The organism is Pilimelia anulata, from assembly GCF_014647895.1.
GTDB classification, from domain to species: Bacteria; Actinomycetota; Actinomycetes; order Mycobacteriales; family Micromonosporaceae; genus Pilimelia; species Pilimelia anulata.
Map to the genome: position 1 here is coordinate 590,783 of NZ_BMQB01000002.1, position 21,622 is coordinate 612,404.

The 21,622-nt window shown below is 76.0% G+C and carries 16 protein-coding genes and 2 pseudogenes; 16 read left to right on the plus strand and 2 right to left on the minus strand.

What is annotated here, in order from left to right; genetic code table 11:
- Positions 1-49 precede the first annotated feature (49 nt).
- Together IEY94_RS07375 and IEY94_RS07380 are read right to left on the minus strand one after the other, a co-directional pair.
- Positions 50-850: a peptidylprolyl isomerase gene (locus IEY94_RS07375; protein ID WP_229783395.1), complete on the minus strand. Its 801-nt coding sequence runs from the start codon at positions 848-850 to the stop codon at positions 50-52.
- Positions 851-887: 37 nt separating this feature from the next.
- Positions 888-1,736, minus strand: a complete 849-nt coding sequence (locus IEY94_RS07380; RefSeq protein WP_189169267.1) for a peptidylprolyl isomerase — start codon at positions 1,734-1,736, stop codon at positions 888-890.
- Positions 1,737-1,956: 220 nt separating this feature from the next.
- On the opposite strand from IEY94_RS07380, the gene IEY94_RS07385 reads away from it, so the two are divergent.
- The 16 genes and pseudogenes from IEY94_RS07385 to IEY94_RS07460 all read left to right on the plus strand — a co-directional run bounded on the left by IEY94_RS07385 (position 1,957) and on the right by IEY94_RS07460 (position 21,616).
- Positions 1,957-2,655, plus strand: a complete 699-nt coding sequence (locus IEY94_RS07385) for an MBL fold metallo-hydrolase (protein WP_189169268.1) — start codon at positions 1,957-1,959, stop codon at positions 2,653-2,655.
- A gap of 3 nt (positions 2,656-2,658) precedes the next feature.
- A complete protein-coding gene (hisS, locus tag IEY94_RS07390; protein ID WP_189169269.1) occupies positions 2,659-4,005 on the plus strand; it encodes a histidine--tRNA ligase in 1,347 nt (448 codons plus the stop codon).
- 198 nt (positions 4,006-4,203) lie between these two features.
- On the plus strand, positions 4,204-5,442 hold the full coding sequence (locus IEY94_RS07395) for a S8 family peptidase (protein ID WP_189169270.1): 1,239 nt from the start codon (positions 4,204-4,206) through the stop codon (positions 5,440-5,442).
- A gap of 173 nt (positions 5,443-5,615) precedes the next feature.
- Positions 5,616-7,471 (plus strand): annotated as a pseudogene (gene aspS / locus IEY94_RS07400) (aspartate--tRNA ligase).
- 66 nt (positions 7,472-7,537) lie between these two features.
- Positions 7,538-8,938 (plus strand): annotated as a pseudogene (locus IEY94_RS07405) (replication-associated recombination protein A); the annotation flags it as partial.
- A gap of 17 nt (positions 8,939-8,955) precedes the next feature.
- Positions 8,956-12,177: a hypothetical protein gene (locus IEY94_RS23355; RefSeq protein WP_229783396.1), complete on the plus strand. Its 3,222-nt coding sequence runs from the start codon at positions 8,956-8,958 to the stop codon at positions 12,175-12,177.
- 99 nt (positions 12,178-12,276) lie between these two features.
- Positions 12,277-12,732 carry a DUF948 domain-containing protein gene (locus IEY94_RS07415; protein ID WP_189169273.1) on the plus strand — a complete coding sequence of 152 codons (456 nt, stop codon included), beginning with the start codon at positions 12,277-12,279 and terminating at the stop codon, positions 12,730-12,732.
- A gap of 26 nt (positions 12,733-12,758) precedes the next feature.
- Entirely contained in the window at positions 12,759-13,037 is a 279-nt protein-coding gene (locus IEY94_RS07420) for a hypothetical protein (protein WP_189169274.1), read from the plus strand.
- Entirely contained in the window at positions 13,034-15,718 is a 2,685-nt protein-coding gene (gene alaS / locus IEY94_RS07425; protein ID WP_189169275.1) for an alanine--tRNA ligase, read from the plus strand. Before IEY94_RS07420 ends, alaS begins: the two co-directional genes overlap by 4 nt.
- Before the next feature lie 4 nt (positions 15,719-15,722).
- The gene (gene ruvX / locus IEY94_RS07430; protein WP_189169276.1) at positions 15,723-16,184 is read left to right on the plus strand and encodes a Holliday junction resolvase RuvX; all 462 of its coding nucleotides are present in this window, start codon (positions 15,723-15,725) and stop codon (positions 16,182-16,184) included.
- Positions 16,181-17,362, plus strand: coding sequence for an endolytic transglycosylase MltG (gene mltG / locus IEY94_RS07435; protein WP_189169277.1), 1,182 nt, complete (start codon positions 16,181-16,183; stop codon positions 17,360-17,362). Before ruvX ends, mltG begins: the two co-directional genes overlap by 4 nt.
- Positions 17,359-18,216 carry a shikimate dehydrogenase gene (locus IEY94_RS07440; protein ID WP_189169278.1) on the plus strand — a complete coding sequence of 286 codons (858 nt, stop codon included), beginning with the start codon at positions 17,359-17,361 and terminating at the stop codon, positions 18,214-18,216. Before mltG ends, IEY94_RS07440 begins: the two co-directional genes overlap by 4 nt.
- Before the next feature lie 38 nt (positions 18,217-18,254).
- Positions 18,255-19,421 (plus strand): chorismate synthase, encoded by a 1,167-nt coding sequence (gene aroC / locus IEY94_RS07445; protein ID WP_189169279.1) that lies wholly within the window; start codon positions 18,255-18,257, stop codon positions 19,419-19,421.
- Positions 19,418-19,924, plus strand: a complete 507-nt coding sequence (locus IEY94_RS07450; RefSeq protein WP_189169280.1) for a shikimate kinase — start codon at positions 19,418-19,420, stop codon at positions 19,922-19,924. Before aroC ends, IEY94_RS07450 begins: the two co-directional genes overlap by 4 nt.
- A gap of 171 nt (positions 19,925-20,095) precedes the next feature.
- Entirely contained in the window at positions 20,096-20,536 is a 441-nt protein-coding gene (locus IEY94_RS07455; RefSeq protein WP_189169281.1) for a hypothetical protein, read from the plus strand.
- 135 nt (positions 20,537-20,671) lie between these two features.
- A complete protein-coding gene (locus tag IEY94_RS07460) occupies positions 20,672-21,616 on the plus strand; it encodes a zinc metalloprotease (protein ID WP_189169282.1) in 945 nt (314 codons plus the stop codon).
- The last annotated feature ends 6 nt before the right edge of the window (positions 21,617-21,622 follow it).

Genomic DNA, 21,622 nt, shown 5'->3' on the forward strand with positions numbered 1-21,622 from the left:
ACACGCCGATGGCGGCCGCCCGGGCCGGGCGACCGCCATCCGACGTACGCTAGCTGATCGTGATCGACTTGATGACGATGTCGTTCTTCGGGTGGCCGCCGCTGCTGCCGAGCTTCTCGTAGGCCTTGTCGTCGCCGGCCTTCGTGGCCTTCTTGATCACCTCGATGCCCGCGGCGTCGACCTTGCCGAACACCGTGTACTCCGGGTCCAGCTTGAAGCTGTCGTGGGTGAAGAAGAACTGGCTGCCGTTGCTGTCCGGGTTCTGCGTCCGGGCCATCGCCAGGGTCCCCGCCGGGTACGGGTCGGGCAGGTTGACCGGCAGGTTCTCGGTGCCGTACCGGTAGCTCGGCCCGCCCCGCCCGTCGGTCTCCCGGTACCCCTTGCCCTTGGCGTTCGGGTCGCCGCACTGGAGCACGGCCGGGATCATCCGGTGGCACTTGGTACCGTCGTAGAAGCCCTTCTGCGCCAGGTACATCAGGCTCTCCGACGTGCACGGCGACTTGGCCAGGTCCATCGTGGCGTTGATGTCGCCGAAGTTGGTGTGGAACGTCACCGTCTTGGTGCCCACCATCGACGCGGTCGCCGGCGGCTTGCCGACGTCCTTGACGATCGAGCCGCCGGTCGCGTCGGAGTCCAGCCAGGTGCACGCCTTGCTGGTCGGCGGCGGGGGCACGTACGTCACCTTGTAGATGACCCAGGCGGTGCCGCCGGCCACGACCGCGAGCGCCGCGCCGCCGGCGACCCAGATGCGGGTCTTGCGCCGCTTGCGCGCGGTCGCCCTGCGCTCGGCCATGTCTTTCTCCAGGCGCGCCCGCGCCGCGGCCCGCTCCGGCTGGTTGGTCGCGTTCACCCTCGCTCCTTCGCGCGTGTGCTGCTGCTGGTCTCGCTCACCGCGGGCTGGCCGAGGGGGTCGGCGTCGCGGTCGGCGTGACCGTCATGATCGGCTGGTTCGGGATGCCGCCCTCGACGGTGACCGACGTCAGCGTCAGGGCGGTTTTCGGCTTGGTCCCGCCGGGCGCCGTGCCCGCCTTGACCACGCGGTCGACGTGGTTGATGCCGGCGGTGAGGTAGCCCACCGGGGCGAGTGTCGGATCGCTCGTGCGGATGTCCTTGTACACGATGGCGAACTGGCTGCCGTACGTGCCGAGGTTGTTGCGGACCAGCGCGATCGTGCCGCGCAGGTACTGCGGGTCGCCGGCCGGCGACGGCGAGCCGGCCGGGGCCGGCGCGGGCAGGTTCTCGCCCAGTACGCCGTACGTCGGGCCGCCCGCGCCGGTGCCGGTGGGGTCGCCGCAGCGCAGGTACTCGGGGGTGAGCGCGTGGCAGGTGGTGTTGTTGAAGAAGCCGCGCCCGGCCAGGTGCCGCAGGCTGGCCACGCCGCACGGCGCGGTGCCCTGCTCCAGCGTGATGTCGAGCTGGCCCTGGTTGGTCGAGGCGGTCAGCACCGCGTCGCCGACCGCGGGGTTGCCGCGGCGCGGCGGCTCGCCGACGTCGCGCAGGTTGCTGTCGGCGGCGGGGTCGAGGCGGGTCCAGTCGCAGCCGCCGGCGCCGGGGCGCGGGTCGTCGTCGCCGCCGAAGAACCAGAACGCGCCGACGACCACCAGCAGCACGGCGAGCCCGGTGGCGATGCCCGCCACGAGCTGCCGGCGCCGGCGCACCTGCTCGGCCCGCCGGGCGAGCTGCCGCTGCCGTTTGGACCGGGCCAGCGCCCGCGCGCGTTCGTTACCGGAAGCCACGCGCGCTCCCTTCGTCGTCCTCCGTCACCGACCCGGTGCCCGGGCCGCGCGTGGGCCACGCCACACGCCCGCCAGAGTGTACGGGTCGATCCCGGGATCGGGTGGACCGAGGCGCCGGGTTTGCGCCGGTCGGTGCCGGCCGGTGTGCGCCGGTGGGCGGCGATGTGCCCCGTATGATCGGTCGCTGCGGCGCACGACGACGAGGCACCTGGAGGAATCAGTGTTGGTCGACGGCTTCCCGGCCGACGCGTTCGGGACCAACTGCTACGTCGCCGCGGTCGGCAAGGGCGAGCAGTGCGTGATCGTCGATCCGGGCATCGGCGTGCTGGACCGGCTGGACGAGCTGATCGCCCGGCACCGGCTGCACCCGGCGGCGGTCCTGCTCACCCACGGGCACCTGGACCACACGTTCTCGGTGGTGCCGGTGTGCGGGGCCCGGGGCATCCCCGCGTACGCCCACCCGGCGGACCGCGAGCTGCTGGCCGACCCGGCCAAGGGGCTGTCGGCGGACATGACGGCGCTGTTCGGCGGGCGGCTGCCGTACACCGAGCCGGACGACGTGCGGGAGCTGGCCGACGGCGCGACGCTGCGCCTGGCCGGGCTGGAGATCGTCGTCGACCACGCGCCGGGGCACACCCGCGGCTCGGTGATGTTCCGGCTGCCGGCCGCGGACGCGTTCGACGCCGACCAGGTGTGCCTGTCCGGGGACGTGCTGTTCGCCGGTTCGATCGGCCGCACCGACCTGCCCGGCGGGAGCATGCGCGAGATGGCGACCAGCCTGCGCACCAAGGTGCTGCCGCTGGCCGACGACACGGTCGTCCTGCCCGGCCACGGGCCGGCGACGACGATCGGCCGCGAGCGGGCGGCGAACCCGTACCTGCGGGACGCGGCCACGACGTCCCCGAACCGAGGCTGGTGACCGATGAGCAAGCCCACTGCGCTGTCCGGATTCCCCGAGTGGCTGCCGGAGCAGCGGATCGTCGAGCAGCACGTGCTGGACCGGCTGCGGTCCACGTTCGAGCTGTACGGCTTCGCCTCGCTGGAGACCCGCGCGGTCGAGCCGCTGGACCAGCTCCTGCGCAAGGGGGAGACGTCCAAGGAGGTGTACGTCCTGCGCCGGCTCCAGGCCGAGGACGCGGCGGGCGACGCCGGGCTGGGGCTGCACTTCGACCTGACCGTGCCGTTCGCCCGGTACGTGCTGGAGCACGCGGGCAAGCTGCACTTCCCGTTCCGCCGGTACCAGATCCAGAAGGTGTGGCGGGGCGAGCGGCCGCAGGAGGGCCGGTACCGCGAGTTCCTCCAGGCCGACATCGACGTGGTCGACCGGGACGCGCTGTCGCCCCAGTACGAGGTGGAGCTGCCGCTGGTGATCGGCGACGCCCTCGGCGGCCTGCCGCTGGGGCAGGGGCCGGGGGAGCGGCCGGTGGTGATCCAGGTGAACAACCGGAAGGTCTGCGAGGGCTTCTACCGCGGCCTGGGCCTGACCGACCCGGAGGCCGCGCTGCGCGCGGTGGACAAGCTCGACAAGATCGGCCCGGAGAAGGTGGCGGCGCTGCTGGCCGAGACGGCCGGGGCGAGCGACGCGCAGGCCCGGGCGTGCCTGGCGCTGGCGGCGATCAGCACCCCGGACCCGTCGTTCGTGGACGCGGTGCGCGCGCTCGGCGTGACCGACCCGCTGCTGGACGAGGGCCTGGCGGAGCTGGCCGCGGTGATCGAGGCGGCGAACGCGCACGCGCCGGGGCTGTGCCGGGCGGAGCTGCGGATCGCCCGCGGCCTGGACTACTACACCGGGACCGTGTACGAGACGCTGCTGCGCGGGTACGAGCGGTTCGGCTCGGTCTGCTCCGGCGGCCGGTACGACAACCTGGCCAGCGGCGGCGCGGACCGGTTCCCCGGCGTCGGCCTGTCGATCGGGGTGTCCCGGATGCTCGGGCTGTTGTTCGGCGCCGGCGCGCTGCGGGCGTCCCGGCAGGTGCCGACGGCGGTGCTGGTGGCGCTGCCGGACGAGGGGGCCCGGCCGGCGTGCGCGGCGGTCGCCGCCGCGCTGCGCGCCCGCGGCGTCCCGACCGAGGTGGCGCCGAGCCCGGCGCGGTTCGGCAAGCAGATCCGGTTCGCCGAGCGGCGGGGGATCCCGTACGTCTGGTTCCCGGGTGTCGACGGCGAGCCGGATTCTGTCAAGGACATCCGCTCGGGCGAGCAGGTGGCCGCTGACCTGGCGGAGTGGGCCCCGCCGGCCGCCGATCTGCGGCCGGGTATCACCGGCGGCTGACCGCCCGATCACACCGGGTGAAGATCGATTTCGATCATTACCATGTAGTAATCACAAGTTCAATGCTGTCTTTGAATGAACCGAACGGCTAGCGTCTCCATATCGACCGCTGTCATTGTCCGGCCTTCCCCCGGATCGCCAGCGGTGGCATTCCCTGCCGCATGTCGGGCCACCCACCCCGCTTTGGAGGCGTTACCCATGGGGACCACCCTCTCCGCGAGCCGGATCGCCGGCTCCGTCATCGCTGCCGCGGCCCTTGTGGCCGGCGGCGTCGCCCTCGCGCCGGGCGCGTCCGCGGACACCGCGGCCGTCGGGCGCATCCTCCTCGCGGACTCACCCACCGCGATCCCGGGCAGCTACGTCGTGAAGTTCAAGGAGTCCCGGGTCGCCGGCCGCGCCGTGGCGCCGACCGCCACCCGGCTCGCCCGCGCCAACGGCGGCCGGGTCGGCTTCACCTACGCCACCGCGCTGCCCGGCTTCCAGTTCAAGGGCGACGCCGCGGGCGCCGCCCGGCTCGCCGCCGACCCGTCGGTCGAGTACGTCGAGCAGGACCAGACGGTCACCCTCGACGACCGCGCCGGCGACACCCGGCTGGCGACGGCCTGGGGCCTGGACCGCAGCGACCAGCGCAAGCTGCCGCTGGACGACAAGTACGCGCCGCGCGGCAAGGGCGGCGAGAACGTCAGCGCCTACATCATCGACACCGGCATCCGGCAGACCCACCAGGACTTCGGCGGGCGCGCGGTGGCGGGCTTCGACGCCGTGACCCAGGGCGGCAAGGCCGACGACTGCCACGGCCACGGCACCCACGTCGCCGGCTCGACCGCCGGCACCACGTACGGCATCGCGCCGAAGGCGAAGCTCTACGCCGTCCGGGTGCTCAACTGCCAGGGCAGCGGCTCGAACAGCGGCGTCATCAGCGGCATCGACTGGGTCGCCAAGAACGCCGTCAAGCCGGCCGTCGCCAACATGAGCCTCGGCGGCGGTGCCAACCAGGGCACCGACGACGCGGTCGCCAAGGGCGTCAGTGCCGGCGTGGTGTTCGTGGTCGCCGCCGGCAACGGCAACGCCCAGGGCGTGCCGCAGGACGCCTGCGGCTTCTCCCCGGCCCGCACGCCGACCGCGATCACCGTCGCGGCCAGCCAGAACAACGACTCGCGCGCCTCGTTCACCAACTACGGCAAGTGCGTCGACATCTGGGGCCCGGGCGTCAACATCCCGTCCGCGTGGAAGGACAGCGACACCTCCACCAAGACGATCAGCGGCACCTCGATGGCGTCCCCGCACGTCGCCGGCGCCGCGGTGCTCGCGCTGGAGGCCAACCCGACCGGCACGCCGGCGCAGATCGGCGACAAGCTCGTCGCCGACGCCACCCCGGACGTGATCACCAACCCGCAGGGCGGCACGGCCAACAAGCTGATGTACGTCGGCTCCTGACCGGTACCCCGCACCGCTGACCGCCGGCCCCGGCCCGCTGCGCCCCGCGCAGCCGGCCGGGGCCGGCGGCCGTCCGGGCCCGCCGGGGCGGCCGGCGCAAAACCGGAGCGGGCGCAAACGCGGTGGCGGTCGGTGAAAGAATGGCGGCACAGGACGACGAAGGAGAGCCAGCCGTGATCCGTACCCATGCCGCCGGGAGCCTGCGGGCCACCGACGCCGGCGCGACCGTCACCCTCGCCGGGTGGGTCGCGCGGCGCCGCGACCACGGCGGGGTGATCTTCGTCGATCTCCGGGACGGCTCCGGCGTCGCGCAGGTCGTGTTCCGGGAGGGCATCGAGGCCGCCCACGGGCTGCGCAACGAGTTCTGCGTCGCGGTCACCGGCGAGGTCGCCGCCCGCCCGGCCGGCAACGAGAACCCCGAGCTGCCCACCGGCGCCGTCGAGGTCATCGCCGCCGAGCTGACCATCCTCTCCGAGGCGGCGCCGCTGCCGCTGCCGGTCGACGACCACGTCACCGCGGGCGACGACGTGCGGCTGCGGTACCGGTACCTCGACCTGCGCCGCTCCGGGCCGGCCGCGGCGCTGCGGCTGCGCTCGCGGGCCAACGCCATCGCCCGGCGGGTGCTGGACCGGCACGACTTCCTGGAGATCGAGACGCCGACGCTGACCCGGTCCACGCCGGAGGGCGCGCGCGACTTCCTGGTCCCGGTGCGGCTCCAGCCGGGGAGCTGGTACGCGCTGCCGCAGTCGCCGCAGCTCTTCAAGCAGCTCCTCATGGTCTCCGGGCTGGAGCGGTACTACCAGATCGCCCGCTGCTACCGGGACGAGGACTTCCGGGCCGACCGCCAGCCCGAGTTCACCCAGCTCGACATCGAGATGTCGTTCGTCGGGCAGGACGACGTGATCGCGCTCGGCGAGGAGATCGTCCGGGACCTGTGGCGGGAGCTGGCCGACCACGAGATCCCCGCGTCGATCCCGCGGATCACCTGGCACGAGGCGCTGACCCGGTACGGGTCGGACAAGCCCGACCTGCGGTTCGGCTGCGAGCTGGTCGACCTCACCGACTACCTGCGCGGCACGGCGTTCCGGGTGTTCGCCGGGGCGATCGAGGGCGGCGGGTACGTCGGCGCGGTCGTCATGCCCGGCGGCGCCGGCCAGAGCCGCAAGGAGCTGGACGCCTGGCAGGACTGGGCCAAGGCCCGCGGCGCCCGCGGCCTCGCCTACGTCGTGCTGGACGCCGAGACCGGCGAGCCGCGCGGGCCGGTGGCCAAGAACCTGTCCGCCGAGCACCTCGCCGGCCTCGCCGACGCCGCCGGCGCCAAGCCCGGCGACGCGATCTTCTTCGCCGCGAGCGAGGACCGGCGGGCCGCGCAGGAGCTGCTCGGCGCCGCCCGGCTGGTGGTCGGCAAGCGGGTCGGGCTGATCGACGAGAGCGCGTGGGCGTTCTGCTGGGTCACCGAGGCGCCGATGTTCGAGCAGGTCGAGGGCGTCGGCGCGGCCGGCGACGGCTGGACGGCCGTGCACCACCCGTTCACCTCGCCGGTGGCCGAGTGGGAGGGCCGGTTCGAGGAGGCGCCGGGGGAGGCGCTGGCGTACGCGTACGACATCGTCTGCAACGGCAACGAGATCGGCGGCGGCTCCATCCGTATCCACCGCGAGGCGGTGCAGAAGCGGGTGTTCACGCTGCTCGGCATCAGCGAGCAGGAGGCGGCCGACAAGTTCGGCTTCCTGCTCGAGGCGTTCAAGTTCGGGCCGCCGCCGCACGGCGGCATCGCGTTCGGCTGGGACCGGGTGTGCATGCTGCTCGCCGGCGCGGACTCGATCCGCGAGGTGATCGCGTTCCCGAAGACCGGCGGCGGGTACGACCCGCTGACCGGCGCCCCGACGCCGATCACGGCGCAGCAGCGGACCGAGGCGGGCATCGACGCCAAGCCGAAGCCGGCGCCCGCCCCCGCGGCGTCCTAGCCGGGCCCGGGGACCGCGCCGCGCCGCGCGCGGGCGGTCCCCGTCGGGGCGATTACGGTGAGTAACGGGCCGTAGTGGCGCGTATGTGGTGATTTTTGGCGGCTGCGCGGCTGCCGGTACTGTCAGTGGTGATGGAGCCAGACGCACTCTTCCCGGTCGCGCCGCGCACGTCGACCGGCGGCGATGCCGTGGCCGGCCCGACCGCGGCGCCCTTCGCCGTCGGCCCCGACGCCCCGCTGCCCGCCCGGATGCGCCCGGCCGTCCTGGACGAACTGGTCGGCCAGGAGCACCTGCTCGCCCCCGGCGCCCCGCTGCGCCAGCTCCTCGCCGGGGACGCCCTGCTCTCGGTCATCCTGTGGGGCCCGCCCGGCTGCGGCAAGACCACCATCGCCCGGCTGGTCGCCGGCGCCGCCGACCGGCGGTTCGTGGCGCTGTCCGCGCTCAACGCCGGGGTCAAGGACGTCCGCGCCGTCATCGACGAGGCCCGGCGGCAGCGGCGTACCGGCGGGCCGGCGACCGTGCTGTTCATCGACGAGGTGCACCGGTTCAGCAAGACGCAGCAGGACTCGCTGCTCGCCGCCGTCGAGGACCGGACCGTCACGCTGCTCGCCGCGACCACCGAGAACCCCCACTTCTCGGTGATCTCGCCGCTGCTGTCCCGCTGCGTGCTGCTCACGCTCCGTCCACTCGACGCCGACGTCGTGGGTACGCTCGTCGATCGGGCGGTCGCCGACGCGCGCGGCCTCGCCGGTGCGGTCGGGCTCGCCGCCGATGCCCGCGCCCACCTCGTCCGGCTCAGCGAGGGCGACGTCCGCAAGGCGCTCACCGCGCTGGAGGCCGCCGCCGCGAGCGCCCGCGCCGCCGGCCGCCCGGAGATCGACCTGCCGACCGCCGAGCAGGCGGTGGACGTGGCCGCCGTGCGGTACGACCGGGACGGCGACGCCCACTACGACATCACCAGCGCGTTCATCAAGAGCCTGCGCGGCTCCGACCCGGACGCCGCCCTGCACTGGCTCGCCCGGATGCTCGTCGCCGGCGAGGACGCCCGGTTCATCGCCCGCCGGCTGATCATCTTCGCCAGCGAGGACGTCGGCCTCGCCGACCCCACCGCGCTGCCCGTCGCCATCGCCGCGGCGGGCGCCGTCGACCGGGTCGGGCTGCCCGAGGCGCAGCTCAATCTCGCCCACGCCGTTATCCATCTCGCGGCGGCGCCGAAGTCCAACGCCGTCACCACGGCCCTGGCGGCGGCGCTCGCCGACGTCCGCGCGGGCCGCGGCGGCGCCGTGCCGGCGCACCTGCGGGACAGCCACTACCGCGGCGCGCGCGGGCTCGGCCACGGCATCGGGTACCGCTACCCGCACGACGACCCCCGCGGGGTCGTCCCCCAGCAGTACGCGCCGGACCCCCTGGTCGGCGTCGACTACTACCAGCCGACCCGGCACGGCGCCGAGGACGCGGTCGCCGCGCGGATGCCCGCGCTGCGCCGCATCGTCCGCGCCGGGTCCCCGCGGGGCGCCGAGGGCGCCCCCGCCGACGGAAAGAGGACGACGTGAGATCGCGCGGCTCCGATCGCCCCGAGGACAGCGGCGACGACACCCGCCAGGGCCGGGCCAAGGGCCGGCGCTGGGGGCGGGGCAAGGCCGCCGCCGAGCCGCCGGTCGAGGAGGAGGTACCGCGCGAGGAGCTGGGCTGGATCGCGGAACTGCGCAGCGCCAAGGAGGCCAAGGGCAGCCTGGCGCCCGGTGAGCAGCGCGCCGGCGAGCCCCCGGCGGCCCCCGCCGCCCCGGCGCGGGGCGCCGAGCGCGCGCCCGCCGGTGGTGGGCGCCCGGGCGTCGCCGGCCGACCGGCCGGTGCCGATCGGGGTCCCGGCCCGGCGGCCGGGTCCGCCGGCCGCGCCGATCGGTCCGGCCAGCTCGCCGATCAGTCCGGCCAGCTCGCCGACCGGGACCGGGGCGCCGGCGGGTCCGCCGGCCGGGGCCTGCCCGAGCGGGCGCCGGCGACCGAGCCGGGTCCGGCGCCGCGGGCCGGCGGACGGCGCCCCACGATCGAGCCGCCGCGCCGCGGCGGCAGCACCCCGCGGCCGGGCGCCGACCCGCGCCCGGCCGGCGCCGCGCCGGACGCCCCCCGCGGTCCGGGGCCGGAGCCCCGGCCGGACGGCCCGCGCGCCGGTGCCGGGTCGCGCTCGGCCACCGAGCGGCCCGGCCTGGACCACGGCCCCGCACCGCTGGGGCGCCGGGGTCCCGACGCGCCCGGCGCCGACCGGGGTCCCGCACCGCTGGGGCGCCGCGGCCCCGACGCCCTCGACCGCCGTACCCCGGCCGAGCCCGACCGCGGCCGCCGCGCCACCGACCCGCCGGCCGCGGGCCGTCCCGCGCTGCCGGACCGGCGGGCGGGCGACCCGGCCGCCGGCCACCGGCCGGCCGGGTCACCGGACGCCCCGCGCCCGGCCGCCAACCGCGCCGACGAGCGCCGCCCGCTGTCCGACGAGCGCCGGCCGCCGGGCGACGACCGCCGTGGGCTGGCGGACGAGCGTCGGCCGCCGGCCGACGAGCAGCGCCCCGGTGCCGGGGAGCCGTACGGCGGGTCGGCCCGGCGGCCGGCGCCGCTGCGGCCCGGCGCCGACGTGCCCCGGCCGGCGCCGGACGCGCCGCGGGGCGGCCGCCCCGCGGTCGAGCCGCCGCGACCCGGCCGGGACGTACCGCGGCCCGGCTTCGACCAGCCGCGGGCCGGGGGAGCGGGCGAGCCGGGGTACCCGGCCGGCCGATCCGGCTTCGACCCCGCCCCGCCGCGCGCCGGCGGCCCCGCCGCTGGCGACCCGGCCGGGACCGGCCGCGGTGATGCCGGTCGCGGTGACGCCGGGACCGGCCCGGTCGACCGGCGGCGACCCGTCGTGGAGCCGACACGCCGCCGCGGCGCGCCGGCCACCCCGCCGCCGCTGCCCGGCGGCGTCCACCGCGACCTCGACCCCCGCGACGCCGATCCGCGCGGCGCCGACCCCCGCGGCGGGATTCCACACCGGCAGCGCCCGGCGGGCGGCCCGGCCGAGCCCGCCGGCCCGGTGGGCTCGCGTGGAGCCCTCGAAGCGCGCGGCGCCACCGGCCACCGCGACGTCGCGGGCCCCCGCGACGCGCTCGACCGCCGCGACGCGCTGGACCGCCGCGACGCCCCCGGCCCCCGTGATGCGCTGGACCGTCGCGACGCCCCGGGCCCCCGGGACGCGTTGGACCGCCGCGACGCCCCGGGCCGGCGCGGTGCCGATGCCCTCGACCCCGGCACCCGCGACGCCGGCGCTCTCGACCGGCCGGACGGCCGGGCGGCGGCCGGACCGCGGCGCGCCGGGCCGCAGGAGCAGCCCCCGCCGCCGGTGAGCCCCGGCCGGACGACCCCCGCGGCCGCGCCGCACCCCGGCCGCCCCGGCCCGCCCCCGCCGGTCCCGAGCGGGTCCGGCCCGCGGGCCGGCCGCCCGGCCCCGGCGCCCGCCGAACCCGCGGAGCCCGGCCACCGCGGCGCCCTGCCGCACCGCCCCCACGGCACGGCACCCGGTGCCGCTGCCGGCATCGCCGCCGGCGCGGCCGCGGCCGGAGCGGCCGCCGTCCGCCCGGCCCCGCCCGGCGGCGCGCCGCCGCCGGCGGGCCGGCCCGCGCTCGACCGCCCGCCGGTCGACCCGGCCGACCGCGCCGCATCGCCGGCCCGCCCGGCGCTGCCCGCGCCCCCCGGCAGGCCCGGCGCCACGCCGCCGAGCCTGACCGCCGGCCGCGCCGCGGCCGCCGCGCCGGCGCCCCCGGTGCCGCCGCCGGCACCGGCGTTCGACCGCCCGGCCGCACCGGACCGCCCGGCCCTGCCGGGCCGCCCCGCCCCGGACCGCGCCGACCACCCCGCCCCGCCCGCGGGCCGGGCCGCCCCGCCGCTCGACCGGGCGGCGCCGTCCCCGGACCGGACCGGGCCGCTGCCCCCGGACCGAACCGGCGCCCTGCCGCCGGACCGGACCGGGGCGTTCGACCGGCCCGGCGCGACCGCCTTCGACCGGCCCGCGGCGTACGGCACGGCGGCCGACGACCGGCCCGCGGCGTACGGCGCGGCGGCCGACGACCGGCCCGGCGCGGCGGCGGACAGCCCGCCCGGCGCCGTACCGCAGCGCGGGGCCGGGCGCGGCCCCGCGCTGCGCGGCGCCCCCGCCGAGATCCGCCGGCAGCTCCGCGAGCGCAAGCGGCTCCGGCTGGCCACCCTCGTCGTGGGGTGCGTGGTGATCCTCGGCGCCGTACCGCTGTTCTTCGGCGTCCGGGCCAGCCTCCGCGACCCGGTGTTCGTCGCCCTGGACGGCATGGAGATCCCCGGCTGGGCCGGGCAGGCGGCCCGGGACGAGACCAGCGGCAGCGCGTGGTGCATCGACGAGTGCCGGTTCCGCGAGCGGCGGCTGTCCGCCGAGCGGGCGCCGGGCGAGACGAACAGCGCGTACGCCGCCGGCCTCGGCGCCGCGGGCTGGCAGCCCTGGCGGATCGAGCCCTGCCCGGGCCAGCCGCTGCGCCCGGACGAGTTCTACACCTGCTGGCGGCGCGACGAGTACACGCTGGACCTGTGGGTGCGCAAGCCCGCGTGCGAGCCGGCCGGCGCCGACGGGTGCGCCGGGGCGGCGGTGACGATCAAGGTCCGGAACGCCATCGCGGACGAGCGGCTGAACCCGACCCGGGTCGGCACCGACCCGAGCGAGACCGGCGAGGACCCCGACCCGGTGTTCACCGACCCGCCACCATCGACACCACCGGCATCGTGATGCACGCGGCCGCGGCCGGGCCGGTAAGGTCAGCCGGGTCGGCGCGGATGTGGAGCGCGGGCGCGTACGCGCCCGCGCCGCGGTGAGGAGGCGGAGCCCGTGGTTGCTGGGGACGTGGCGGGGCTGGTCGCGGCCGGTGCCTTCCTGATGCTGGTGCTCGTGCTCGCGGTACCGATCCTGCGGCTGGGGCGGACGATCGACGCCGCCACCCGGGCGATCACCGACCTGAACGCCCGGACGGGCCCGCTGCTGGGCAACGTCACCGCGAGCGTCGAGGGGGTGAACACCGCGCTGGGCCAGGTCCAGGTCACCCTCGACGGGGTGAACGCGCAGCTCGCCAAGGTCGACACGATCACCGGGCACGTGCAGACCGTCAGCGCCAACGTCGCCAACCTGGCCACGATCGTGACGACCGCCGCGGCGAACCCGCTGGTCAAGGTGGCCTCGTTCGGGTACGGGCTGCGCAAGGCGACGGCCGCGCGCCGGCACGCGGAGACCGAGCGCGAGGTGCGCGCCACCATCAAGGACCGGCTGCGCGGTCGGCGCTCGGGCTGAGCCCCGCGCCGGGACGGGAGTGAGCGATGAAGCGGATGCTGTGGCTCGGGATCGGCCTGGCGGTCGGCGCGCTGGTGGTGCGCGCGGCGACGAAGCGGGCGCGGGCGTTCACCCCGCAGGGGATCGCCGGCGCCGTGACGGGGTCGGCGGAAAACGCGTTGGGGGCGGTGCGTAGCTTCGTGGACGATGTCCGGGCGGGCATGGCCGAGCGCCAGGACGAGATCCACGCCGCCATCGCCGCGGGCATCGTCCTGCCGGCCGACCCGGTGGACGACGACGAGCCGTACGAGGAAGGTCAGCGATGAGGACAGCGGAGATCAAGCGCCGGTTCCTGGCGCACTTCGAGGCCAACGGGCACACGGTCGTGCCCAGCGCCCCGCTGCCCGCCATCGAGGACCCGAACCTGCTGTTCATCAACGCCGGCATGGTCCAGTTCGTGCCGTACTTCCTCGGCCAGCAGGCGCCGCCCTGGCCGCGGGCGGCGAGCGTGCAGAAGTGCATCCGGACGCCGGACATCGACGAGGTCGGCAAGACGTCCCGGCACGGCACGTTCTTCCAGATGAACGGCAACTTCTCGTTCGGCGACTACTTCAAGGATCGGGCGATCCCGCTGGCCTGGGAGCTGTCCACGAAGTCGGTCGACGACGGCGGCTTCGGGCTGGACCCCGACCGCATCTGGGCGACGGTGTACCTGGACGACGACGAGGCCGCCGACATCTGGCGCCGCACCGGCCTCCCGGCCGACCGGATCGTGCGCCGCGGCAAGAAGGACAACTACTGGCACATGGGCATCCCCGGCCCGGCCGGCCCGTGCTCGGAGCTGTACTACGACCGCGGCCCCGCGTACGGCCCGGACGGCGGCCCGGAGGTGGACGAGGACCGGTTCCTGGAGTACTGGAACCTGGTCTTCATGCAGGTCGAGATCGCCAACGTCACCGCGAAGGAGACGTTCGACATCCTCGGCGACCTGCCGGCGAAGAACATCGACACCGGCATGGGCCTGGAGCGGATGGCGTCGCTGCTGCAGGGCGTCGACAACATGTACGAGATCGACGAGGTCCGGCCGGTGCTGGCCCGGGCCGCCGAGCTGACCGGTAGGGCGTACGGCGTCCGGTCGGGGCAGGCGGCGACCGCGTCGCACCCGGACGACGTCCGGCTGCGGGTGATCGCCGACCACGTCCGCACCTCGCTGATGCTGATCGGCGATGGGGTGACGCCGAGCAACGAGGGCCGCGGCTACGTGCTGCGCCGGATCATGCGCCGGGCGATCCGCTCGATGCGCCTGCTCGGCTGGCAGGACCGGGCGCTGCCCGAGCTGCTGCCGGTCGCGCTGGACTGCATGGCGCCGTCGTACCCGGAGCTGCGCACCGACTTCGACCGGATCAGCAGCTACGCGTACGCCGAGGAGGACGCGTTCCTGGCCACGCTGCGCCAGGGCACGACGATCCTGGACACCGCGCTCGCCGAGACGAAGGCCGCGGGCGGCACGGCGCTGGCCGGCGACAAGGCGTTCCAGTTGCACGACACGTACGGCTTCCCGATCGACCTGACCCTGGAGATCGCGGCCGAGCAGGGCCTCGCGGTGGACGCCGACGGCTTCCGCGCGCTGATGGCCGACCAGCGGGCCCGGGCCAAGGCGGACGCGAAGGCGCGCAAGACCGGGCACGCCGACCTGTCGGCGTACCGGGCGGCGCTGGACGCGCACGGCCCGACCGACTGGGTGGCGTACACCGAGTCGGCGACCGAGTCGCGGGTGCTGGCGCTGTGGGGCGAGGCCGGCCCGGTGCCGGCCGCGGCGCCGGGCGAGATCGTCTCGGTGGCGCTGGACCGCACCCCGTTCTACGCCGAGTCCGGCGGCCAGGACTCCGACGCCGGCGAGCTGGTGGGCGGCAGCGTCCGGGCGGAGGTGCTGGACGTGCAGCGGCCGATCAAGGGCCTGGTCGTGCACCGGGTCCGGGTGCTCGACGGCACCCTGGCGGTCGACGACCGGGTGACCGCGACGGTCGACCCGGAGTGGCGGCTGGGCGCCCGGCAGGCGCACTCCGGCACGCACGTCGTGCACGCCGCGCTGCGGCACGTGCTCGGCCCGGCGGCGCTCCAGTCCGGCTCGTACAACCGGCCGGGCTACCTGCGGCTGGACTTCTCCTGGCGCGGCGCGCTGTCGGACGCCACCCGGTCCGAAGTGGAGGAGGCGGCCAACGCGGCCGTCCGCCGGGACCTGCCGGTGGCGGTCAAGTACATGTCGCTGCCGCAGGCCCGCGAGCTGGGCGCGCTGGCGCTGTTCGGCGAGACGTACGACGAGACGGTCCGGGTGGTCGAGATCGGCGGGGAGTGGTCCCGCGAGCTGTGCGGCGGCACGCACGTCGAGCACGCCGCCCAGATCGGGCCGATGGCGGTCACCGGCGAGTCGTCGGTCGGCGCCGGGCAGCGCCGGGTCGAGGCGGTCGTGGGCATCGAGGCGTACCGGTACCTGGCCCGCGAGCGCGACCTGGTCGCCCGCATCGCCGAGCAGCTCCGCGCCCCGCGCGAGGAGCTGCCGGACCGGATCGCCGGCCTGGTGGCCCGGATGAAGCAGGTGGAGAAGGAGCTGGCCGACCTGCGCGGCAAGCAGCTCCTGGGCGGGGTGGCCGAGCTGGCCGCCGGCGCGCGCGACGTCGACGGGGTGGCGTTCGTGGGTACCGAGGCGCCCGAGGGCACCGGCGGCAACGACGTGCGCACGCTGGCGCAGGAGGTCCGCGGGCGGTTCGCCGCGGACCGGCCCGGCGTGGTCGCGGTGGTCGCCCGGGCGGGGGACAAGGCGTCGCTGGTGGTCGCCGCGAACGCGGCGGCGAAGGGCCGCGGGGTGTCGGCCGCCGAGCTGGTGAAGGCGGCCCTGTCCGGCCGCGGCGGCGGCAGCGCCGAGCTGGCGCAGGGCGGCGGCGTGCCCGCCGGCGAGGCGCCCGCGCTGCTCACGGCGGTGGAGAAGGCCCTCGCGGGGGTTCGCTGACCCCGTGTCCGCTTTCGTCCGAGGGGTCCGGCTCGGCGTCGATGTCGGCCGGGCCCGGGTCGGGGTCGCCGCCTGCGACCCGGACGGCATCCTCGCCTCGCCCGTGGCCACGCTCGCCCGGGACCGGGCGGACGAGCCCGACCGCGCCCCGTCAGATATGGTGGAAATAGGGCGTTTAGCCGCCGAGTACGGGGCAATTGCCGTCGTCGTGGGGCTCCCGGTGACCCTGGCCGGCACCCACGGGCAGGCGGCCGACGAGGTCGGCGCGTACGCTCGTCGCCTGGCCACGCTGCTCGCGCCCATCGAGGTCCACCTGTCCGACGAGAGGATGTCAACGGTCGTCGCGACTCGTAGGCTGGCCGAACGCGGCGTGCGCGGCAAGCGCCGGCGCGCGGTCGTCGACCAGGCGGCCGCGGTGGAGATCCTGCAGGGCTGGCTCGATTCCCAGCGGAGGCGGACACGATGATCGACGAGCTCGGACTGGCGTACGAGGAGGGGGAGCGCGGCCGGCACCGGCGGGTACCCCCGCCGAAGCGCCGCCGCGGGCGCAGCGCGATCGCGGCCGTCCTCGCCGTCCTGCTGCTCGGCGCCCTCGGCGGCGCCGCGTACTGGGGCATCGGCCGGGCCATGGACTTCTTCGCCGCCCCCGACTACACCGGCGGCGGCACCGACGAGGTCGTCGTCGAGGTGCAGCAGGGGCAGACCCTGCGGGAGATCGGCGGCACGCTGCAGAAGGCCGGCGTGGTCAAGAGCGACAAGGCGTTCATCGACGCCGCCGAGGACAACGCCCGCAGCGAGAACATCCAGCCCGGCTTCTACAAGCTGCGCAAGGAGATGCGCGCCCGCGACGCCGTCTCGCTGCTGGTCAACCTCGTCAACCGGATCGTCAAGGGCGTGACGATCCGCGAGGGCCTCTCGGTCATCCAGACGTACAAGCTGCTCGCCGAGAAGACCGGCATCGCCCTCCGTGAGTTCCAGGCCGCCGGGAAGGACCCGGCGAAGCTCGGCGTCCCCGACTTCTGGTTCAAGCGCACCGACGGCAAGAAGGCCGCCGCCAAGCCCTCGCTGGAGGGATTCCTCTACCCGCAGACCTACGAGTTCCCGCCGAACGCGGGCGCCGCCGATATCCTCAAGGCGATGGTGCAGCAATTCCTCACCGCGGCCGAGGAGGTCGGTTTCGTGCCGACGGTGGAGAAGGAGCGGGGCGGGATCAGCCCGTACGAGGCGCTGATCGTGGCCTCGCTCGCCCAGGTCGAGGCCGGCGTGCCGGGCGACCTGGGGAAGGTCGCCCGGGTGGCCTACAACCGGGCGTACGGCGGGGACTTCCCCTGTGGGTGCCTGGAGATGGACGTGACCGTCAACTACTGGCTAGAGGTCAACGGCAAGCCGACGAAGGCGTCGAAGGACATGACGGCCGCCGAGCTGGACGACCCGCGCAACCCGTACAACCGGAAGATCGCCGGGCTGCCGCCCACGCCGATCGACAACCCGGGCGAGGCGGCGCTGCGCGCGGCCATGGACCCGCCCGCGGGCAACTGGCTGTACTTCGTCGCGATCGACAAGAAGGGCAACTCGGCGTTCGCCACGACGCTCGCCGAGCACGAGCGCAACCAGGCCACCGCGCGCCGGAACGGCGTCCTGTGAGCGGGCGCCGGGCCGCGGTCGTCGGCCACCCCATCGCGCACTCGCTGTCGCCGGTGCTGCACAACGCCGGGTACGCGGCCGCCGGCCTCGCCGAGTGGACGTACGACGCGCTGGACCTCGAGCCCGGCGGCGCGCTCGCCCAGCTCCTGCACGACGAGGACCCGCGCTGGGCCGGCATCTCGGTCACGATGCCGCTCAAGGGCGAGGCGCTGTCGGCGGCCTCGGGCGCGTCGTCCACCGCCCGGCTGGTCGGCGCGGCGAACACGCTCATCCGCCGGCCGACCGGCTGGTACGCCGACAACACCGACGTCACCGGCATGGGCGGCGTGCTCCAGGCGGTCAAGGCGCCGGTCGGCGGCGCCGCCACCGTGCTCGGCGCGGGCGGGACCGCCCGGGCCGTGCTGGCCGCGCTGGGCCGGTACGGGGTCAAGTCCGCCGTCGTCGTCGCCCGCCGGGCCGGCGCGGTGGCCGCGCTGCACCCGATCGCCCGCGCGGTCGGCCTGCGGCTGCGGCACGGGCCGTGGGACAGGGCCGCCGAGCACCTGGGCGCGGACGTCGTCGTCTCGGCGCTGCCGCCGGGCGTCGCCGACGACCTGGCCGGCGCGGCGCAGTGGGCCCCCGACGGGGTGTACGTCGACGTGCTGTACGACCCGTGGCCGACGCCGCTGGCCACGGCCGCCGCGGCGGCCGGCGTGCGGGTGGCGTCCGGGCTGGACCTCCTGCTGGCCCAGTCCTTCGACCAGTTCACCCACTTCACCGGCGAGCCGGCGCCGCAGGCGGCCATGCGCGCCGCCCTGCTCGACGCCCGCCCCGACTGGGTCCCGGCCGATCACGGGAGCGCCGGCCCGGCGTGACACACTGACCGCCGAAAGGTGGTGGCAGGGTGCGCTGGATGACCGCGGGCGAATCGCACGGTCCGGCGCTGGTCGCGATCCTGGACGGGGTCCCGGCCGGCGTGGAGATCACGAGTGACGAGGTGGCCGACGAGCTGGCCAGGCGCCGGCTCGGCTACGGCCGGGGCGCGCGGATGGCGTTCGAGCGCGACGCCGTCGAGATGGTCGGCGGCGTCCGGCACGGCGTCACGCTCGGCAGCCCGGTGGCGATCCGGGTCGGCAACTCCGAGTGGCCCAAGTGGGAGACCGTCATGGCGGCCGACCCGGTGGACGCCGAGCTGCTGGCCGGGCAGGCCCGCAACGCCCCGCTGACCCGCCCCCGGCCCGGCCACGCCGACCTGGCCGGCATGCAGAAGTACGGCCACACCGACGCCCGGCCGATCCTGGAACGGGCCAGCGCCCGGGAGACCGCCGCCCGGGTCGCCGTCGGCACCGTCGCCCGGGCGCTGCTGCGCCAGGCGCTCGGCGTGGAGATCGTCTCGCACGTCGTCGAGCTGGGCGCGGTCGCCGCGCCGCCCGGCGCCGCGCCGACCCCCGCCGACCGCGAGCGGGTCGACGCCGACCCGCTGCGCTGTGTCGACCCCGCCGCCAGCGCGGCGATGGTCGCCGAGGTCGACGCGGCCAAGGCCGACTCCGACACCCTCGGCGGCGTGGTCGAGGTGCTGGCGTACGGGCTGCCGCCGGGCCTGGGCAGCCACGTCCAGTGGGATCGCAAGCTGGACGCCCGACTGGCGCTGGCGCTGATGTCCATCCAGGCGATCAAGGGTGTGGAGATCGGCGACGCGTTCACCCAGGCCCGCTCCCGCGGCTCGGTCGCGCACGACGAGATGGAGCCCGGCCCCGACGGCGTCCGCCGGCGCACCGACCGGGCCGGCGGCCTGGAGGGCGGGATCACCACCGGCCAGCGGCTGCGGGTCCGGGCGGCGATGAAGCCGATCTCGTCGCTGACCCGCGCGCTGGACACCGTGGACATCGTCACCGGCGAGCCGGCCACCGCGATCAACCAGCGCTCGGACGTCTGCGCCGTGCCGGCCGCGGCGATCGTCGCCGAGTCGATGGTGGCGCTGGTACTCGCCGACGCCGCGACGGAGAAGTTCGGCGGCGACTCGGTGGCCGAGATCGCCCGCAACCTGGCCGCGTACCGCGCGCACCTGGTGTGCGCGTGAGCGGACCGGTCTGCGTGCTGGTCGGCCCGCCCGGCGCCGGCAAGACCACCGTCGGGACGGCGCTGGCCGGGGCGCTGGGCGTGCCGTTCCGGGACACCGACGCCGACATCGAGGCCGCCGAGGGCCGGCCGATCCCGGAGATCTTCGTCGACGCCGGCGAGGCGTACTTCCGGGCCGCCGAGCGCACCGCGGTGGCGGCGGCGCTGGCCGACTTCGCCGGGGTGCTGGCGCTGGGCGGCGGCGCGGTGCTCGACCCCGGTACCCGGGCGGCGCTGGCCGGGCACCCGGTGGTGTACCTGACGGTGGAGCTGCCGGACGCGCTCGGCCGGATCGGCCTGGGCTCGGGGCGGCCGCTGCTGACGGTCAACCCGCGGGCCACGCTGCGGCACCTGCTGGACCAGCGGCGGCCGCTGTACGCCGGGGTGGCCGCGCACACGGTGGCCACCGACGGGCGCACGCCGGAGGAGATCGTCGCGGACGTCCGGGCGGCCCTCGGCCGCTGACCGACCGGCGCCCGGAATCCTCGCTCCTGGGAGCCATTCGGACCGGTGCTCGGTTCCCGTACCGCAGCCGGCGCCGCCCGCGGCCGGTAGCCTCCGGGTATGGCGGGGGAGGGCCGGCCCGACGCCGGCACGCGTCGCGCCTGGCGGTCGTGGTTCTGGAACATCGTGGGTATGCTGCCCTTCGCGCTCATGGGGTGGATCGTCACGACGGTGGCCGTCGACCACGCGCGCGAGGGGAACGCGTTCGTCGCCGTGCTGTTCGGTGCGGGGGCGGTCTGGCTGGTGGGCGGCGCGGTGCGGATGCCGCTGCTCGGCGTGGCGGCCCGGTCGGACCGGGTGATCGTCCGGAACCTCGGCCGCACCATCGTGATCCCGTGGGCCGAGGTGGTCGACATCGTGGATCACACGCCCGTGCCCGGGCCGGCCGCCGCCGCGGGCGCGATCGGTCCGGCGATCGTCCGACGCCAACCCGGCCGGCCCGACCGGGTGGTCTCGCTGCACTGCCTCGGCTCGTACGGGGTGGGTCGCGGGCCGACCCCCGGCGAGCGTGCGGCGGCGGGGCTGCGCGAGTGCCTCGTCCGGTGGCGCGCGGACCATCGGGCGGACGGCTGAGACCGTTCACACCTGCGCGAAAATGAAGGAAAATCGCGTTCACTTGTCGAGGTATTCCCATCCCTCGATCGAGAGCTAGCGTTTACCGGTTCCCGCGGCGCGCCCCGCCGCGGGCCGCCGGAGAGGACCTTCCCCATGATCTCGATCACCCCCTGGTGTCGGCGCGCCCTCGCCGTCACCTCCATCGGCGCCCTCGCCCTGGTCGGACCGCTGCCCGTGGCCGCCGGGACGGCCGCGTCGGCCGCCCCCTGCGACGACGCGGCCGCGACCGCCGCGCGCGGCCAGCACCCGCGGCACGACGGCAACGAGTACACCGCCGCGCAGAAGGCCCGGTACGAGGCCGACTTCCAGCGCCGCCTGCGCGAGCAGCCGCAGGACCTCACCCCCGGCGCGCCGGTGACGATCCCGGTGTACGTGCACGTCGTCGCCAAGGACTCCAGCCGCGAGGGCGGCAACATCCCGGACTCCATGATCAATGACCAGATGAAGGTGCTGGCCGACTCGTTCGCCGGCAGCACCGGCGGCTCGGCGTCGGAGTTCCGGTTCGCCGTGCAGAAGATCAACCGGGTGATCAAGCCCGAGTGGGTGCCGATCAAGATCTCCGAGGGCGGCGCCGAGGGCGCGATGAAGAAGCAGCTCCGCCAGGGCGGCGCCGGTACGCTGAACCTGTACCTCGGCCCGCTGGACCCGAACCTGCTCGGCTGGGCCACCCTGCCCGCCGACGGCGCGGGGACGTACGACGGCGTCGTGGTCGCGGCCGAGTCGCTGCCCGGCGGGACGATCGGCTCGTACAACCTCGGCGACACCGGCACCCACGAGGTCGGGCACTGGCTGGGGCTATACCACACGTTCAACGAGGACAACACCTGCGACGAGCCGGGCGACCACGTCGACGACACCCCGGCCGAGAAGAGTCCGGCGTCGGGCTGCCCGAAGGACCGGGACACCTGCACCGCCCCCGGCAAGGACCCGGTGGACAACTTCATGGACTACTCCGACGACGCCTGCATGAACAAGTTCACCGCCGGCCAGGTGCAGCGGATGGACGACCAGTGGCGGACGTACCGCGAGGGCAAGTAGCCCCGC

Coding starts and splice junctions, on each gene's coding strand:
- mltG (WP_189169277.1), top strand. CDS start 16,181: ATGATCGACGAGCTCGGACTGGCGTACGAGGAGGGGGAGCGCGGCCGG.
- IEY94_RS07420 (WP_189169274.1), top strand. CDS start 12,759: ATGAAGCGGATGCTGTGGCTCGGGATCGGCCTGGCGGTCGGCGCGCTG.
- hisS (WP_189169269.1), top strand. CDS start 2,659: ATGAGCAAGCCCACTGCGCTGTCCGGATTCCCCGAGTGGCTGCCGGAG.
- IEY94_RS07460 (WP_189169282.1), top strand. CDS start 20,672: ATGATCTCGATCACCCCCTGGTGTCGGCGCGCCCTCGCCGTCACCTCC.
- IEY94_RS07395 (WP_189169270.1), top strand. CDS start 4,204: ATGGGGACCACCCTCTCCGCGAGCCGGATCGCCGGCTCCGTCATCGCT.
- alaS (WP_189169275.1), top strand. CDS start 13,034: ATGAGGACAGCGGAGATCAAGCGCCGGTTCCTGGCGCACTTCGAGGCC.
- IEY94_RS07455 (WP_189169281.1), top strand. CDS start 20,096: ATGCTGCCCTTCGCGCTCATGGGGTGGATCGTCACGACGGTGGCCGTC.
- aroC (WP_189169279.1), top strand. CDS start 18,255: ATGACCGCGGGCGAATCGCACGGTCCGGCGCTGGTCGCGATCCTGGAC.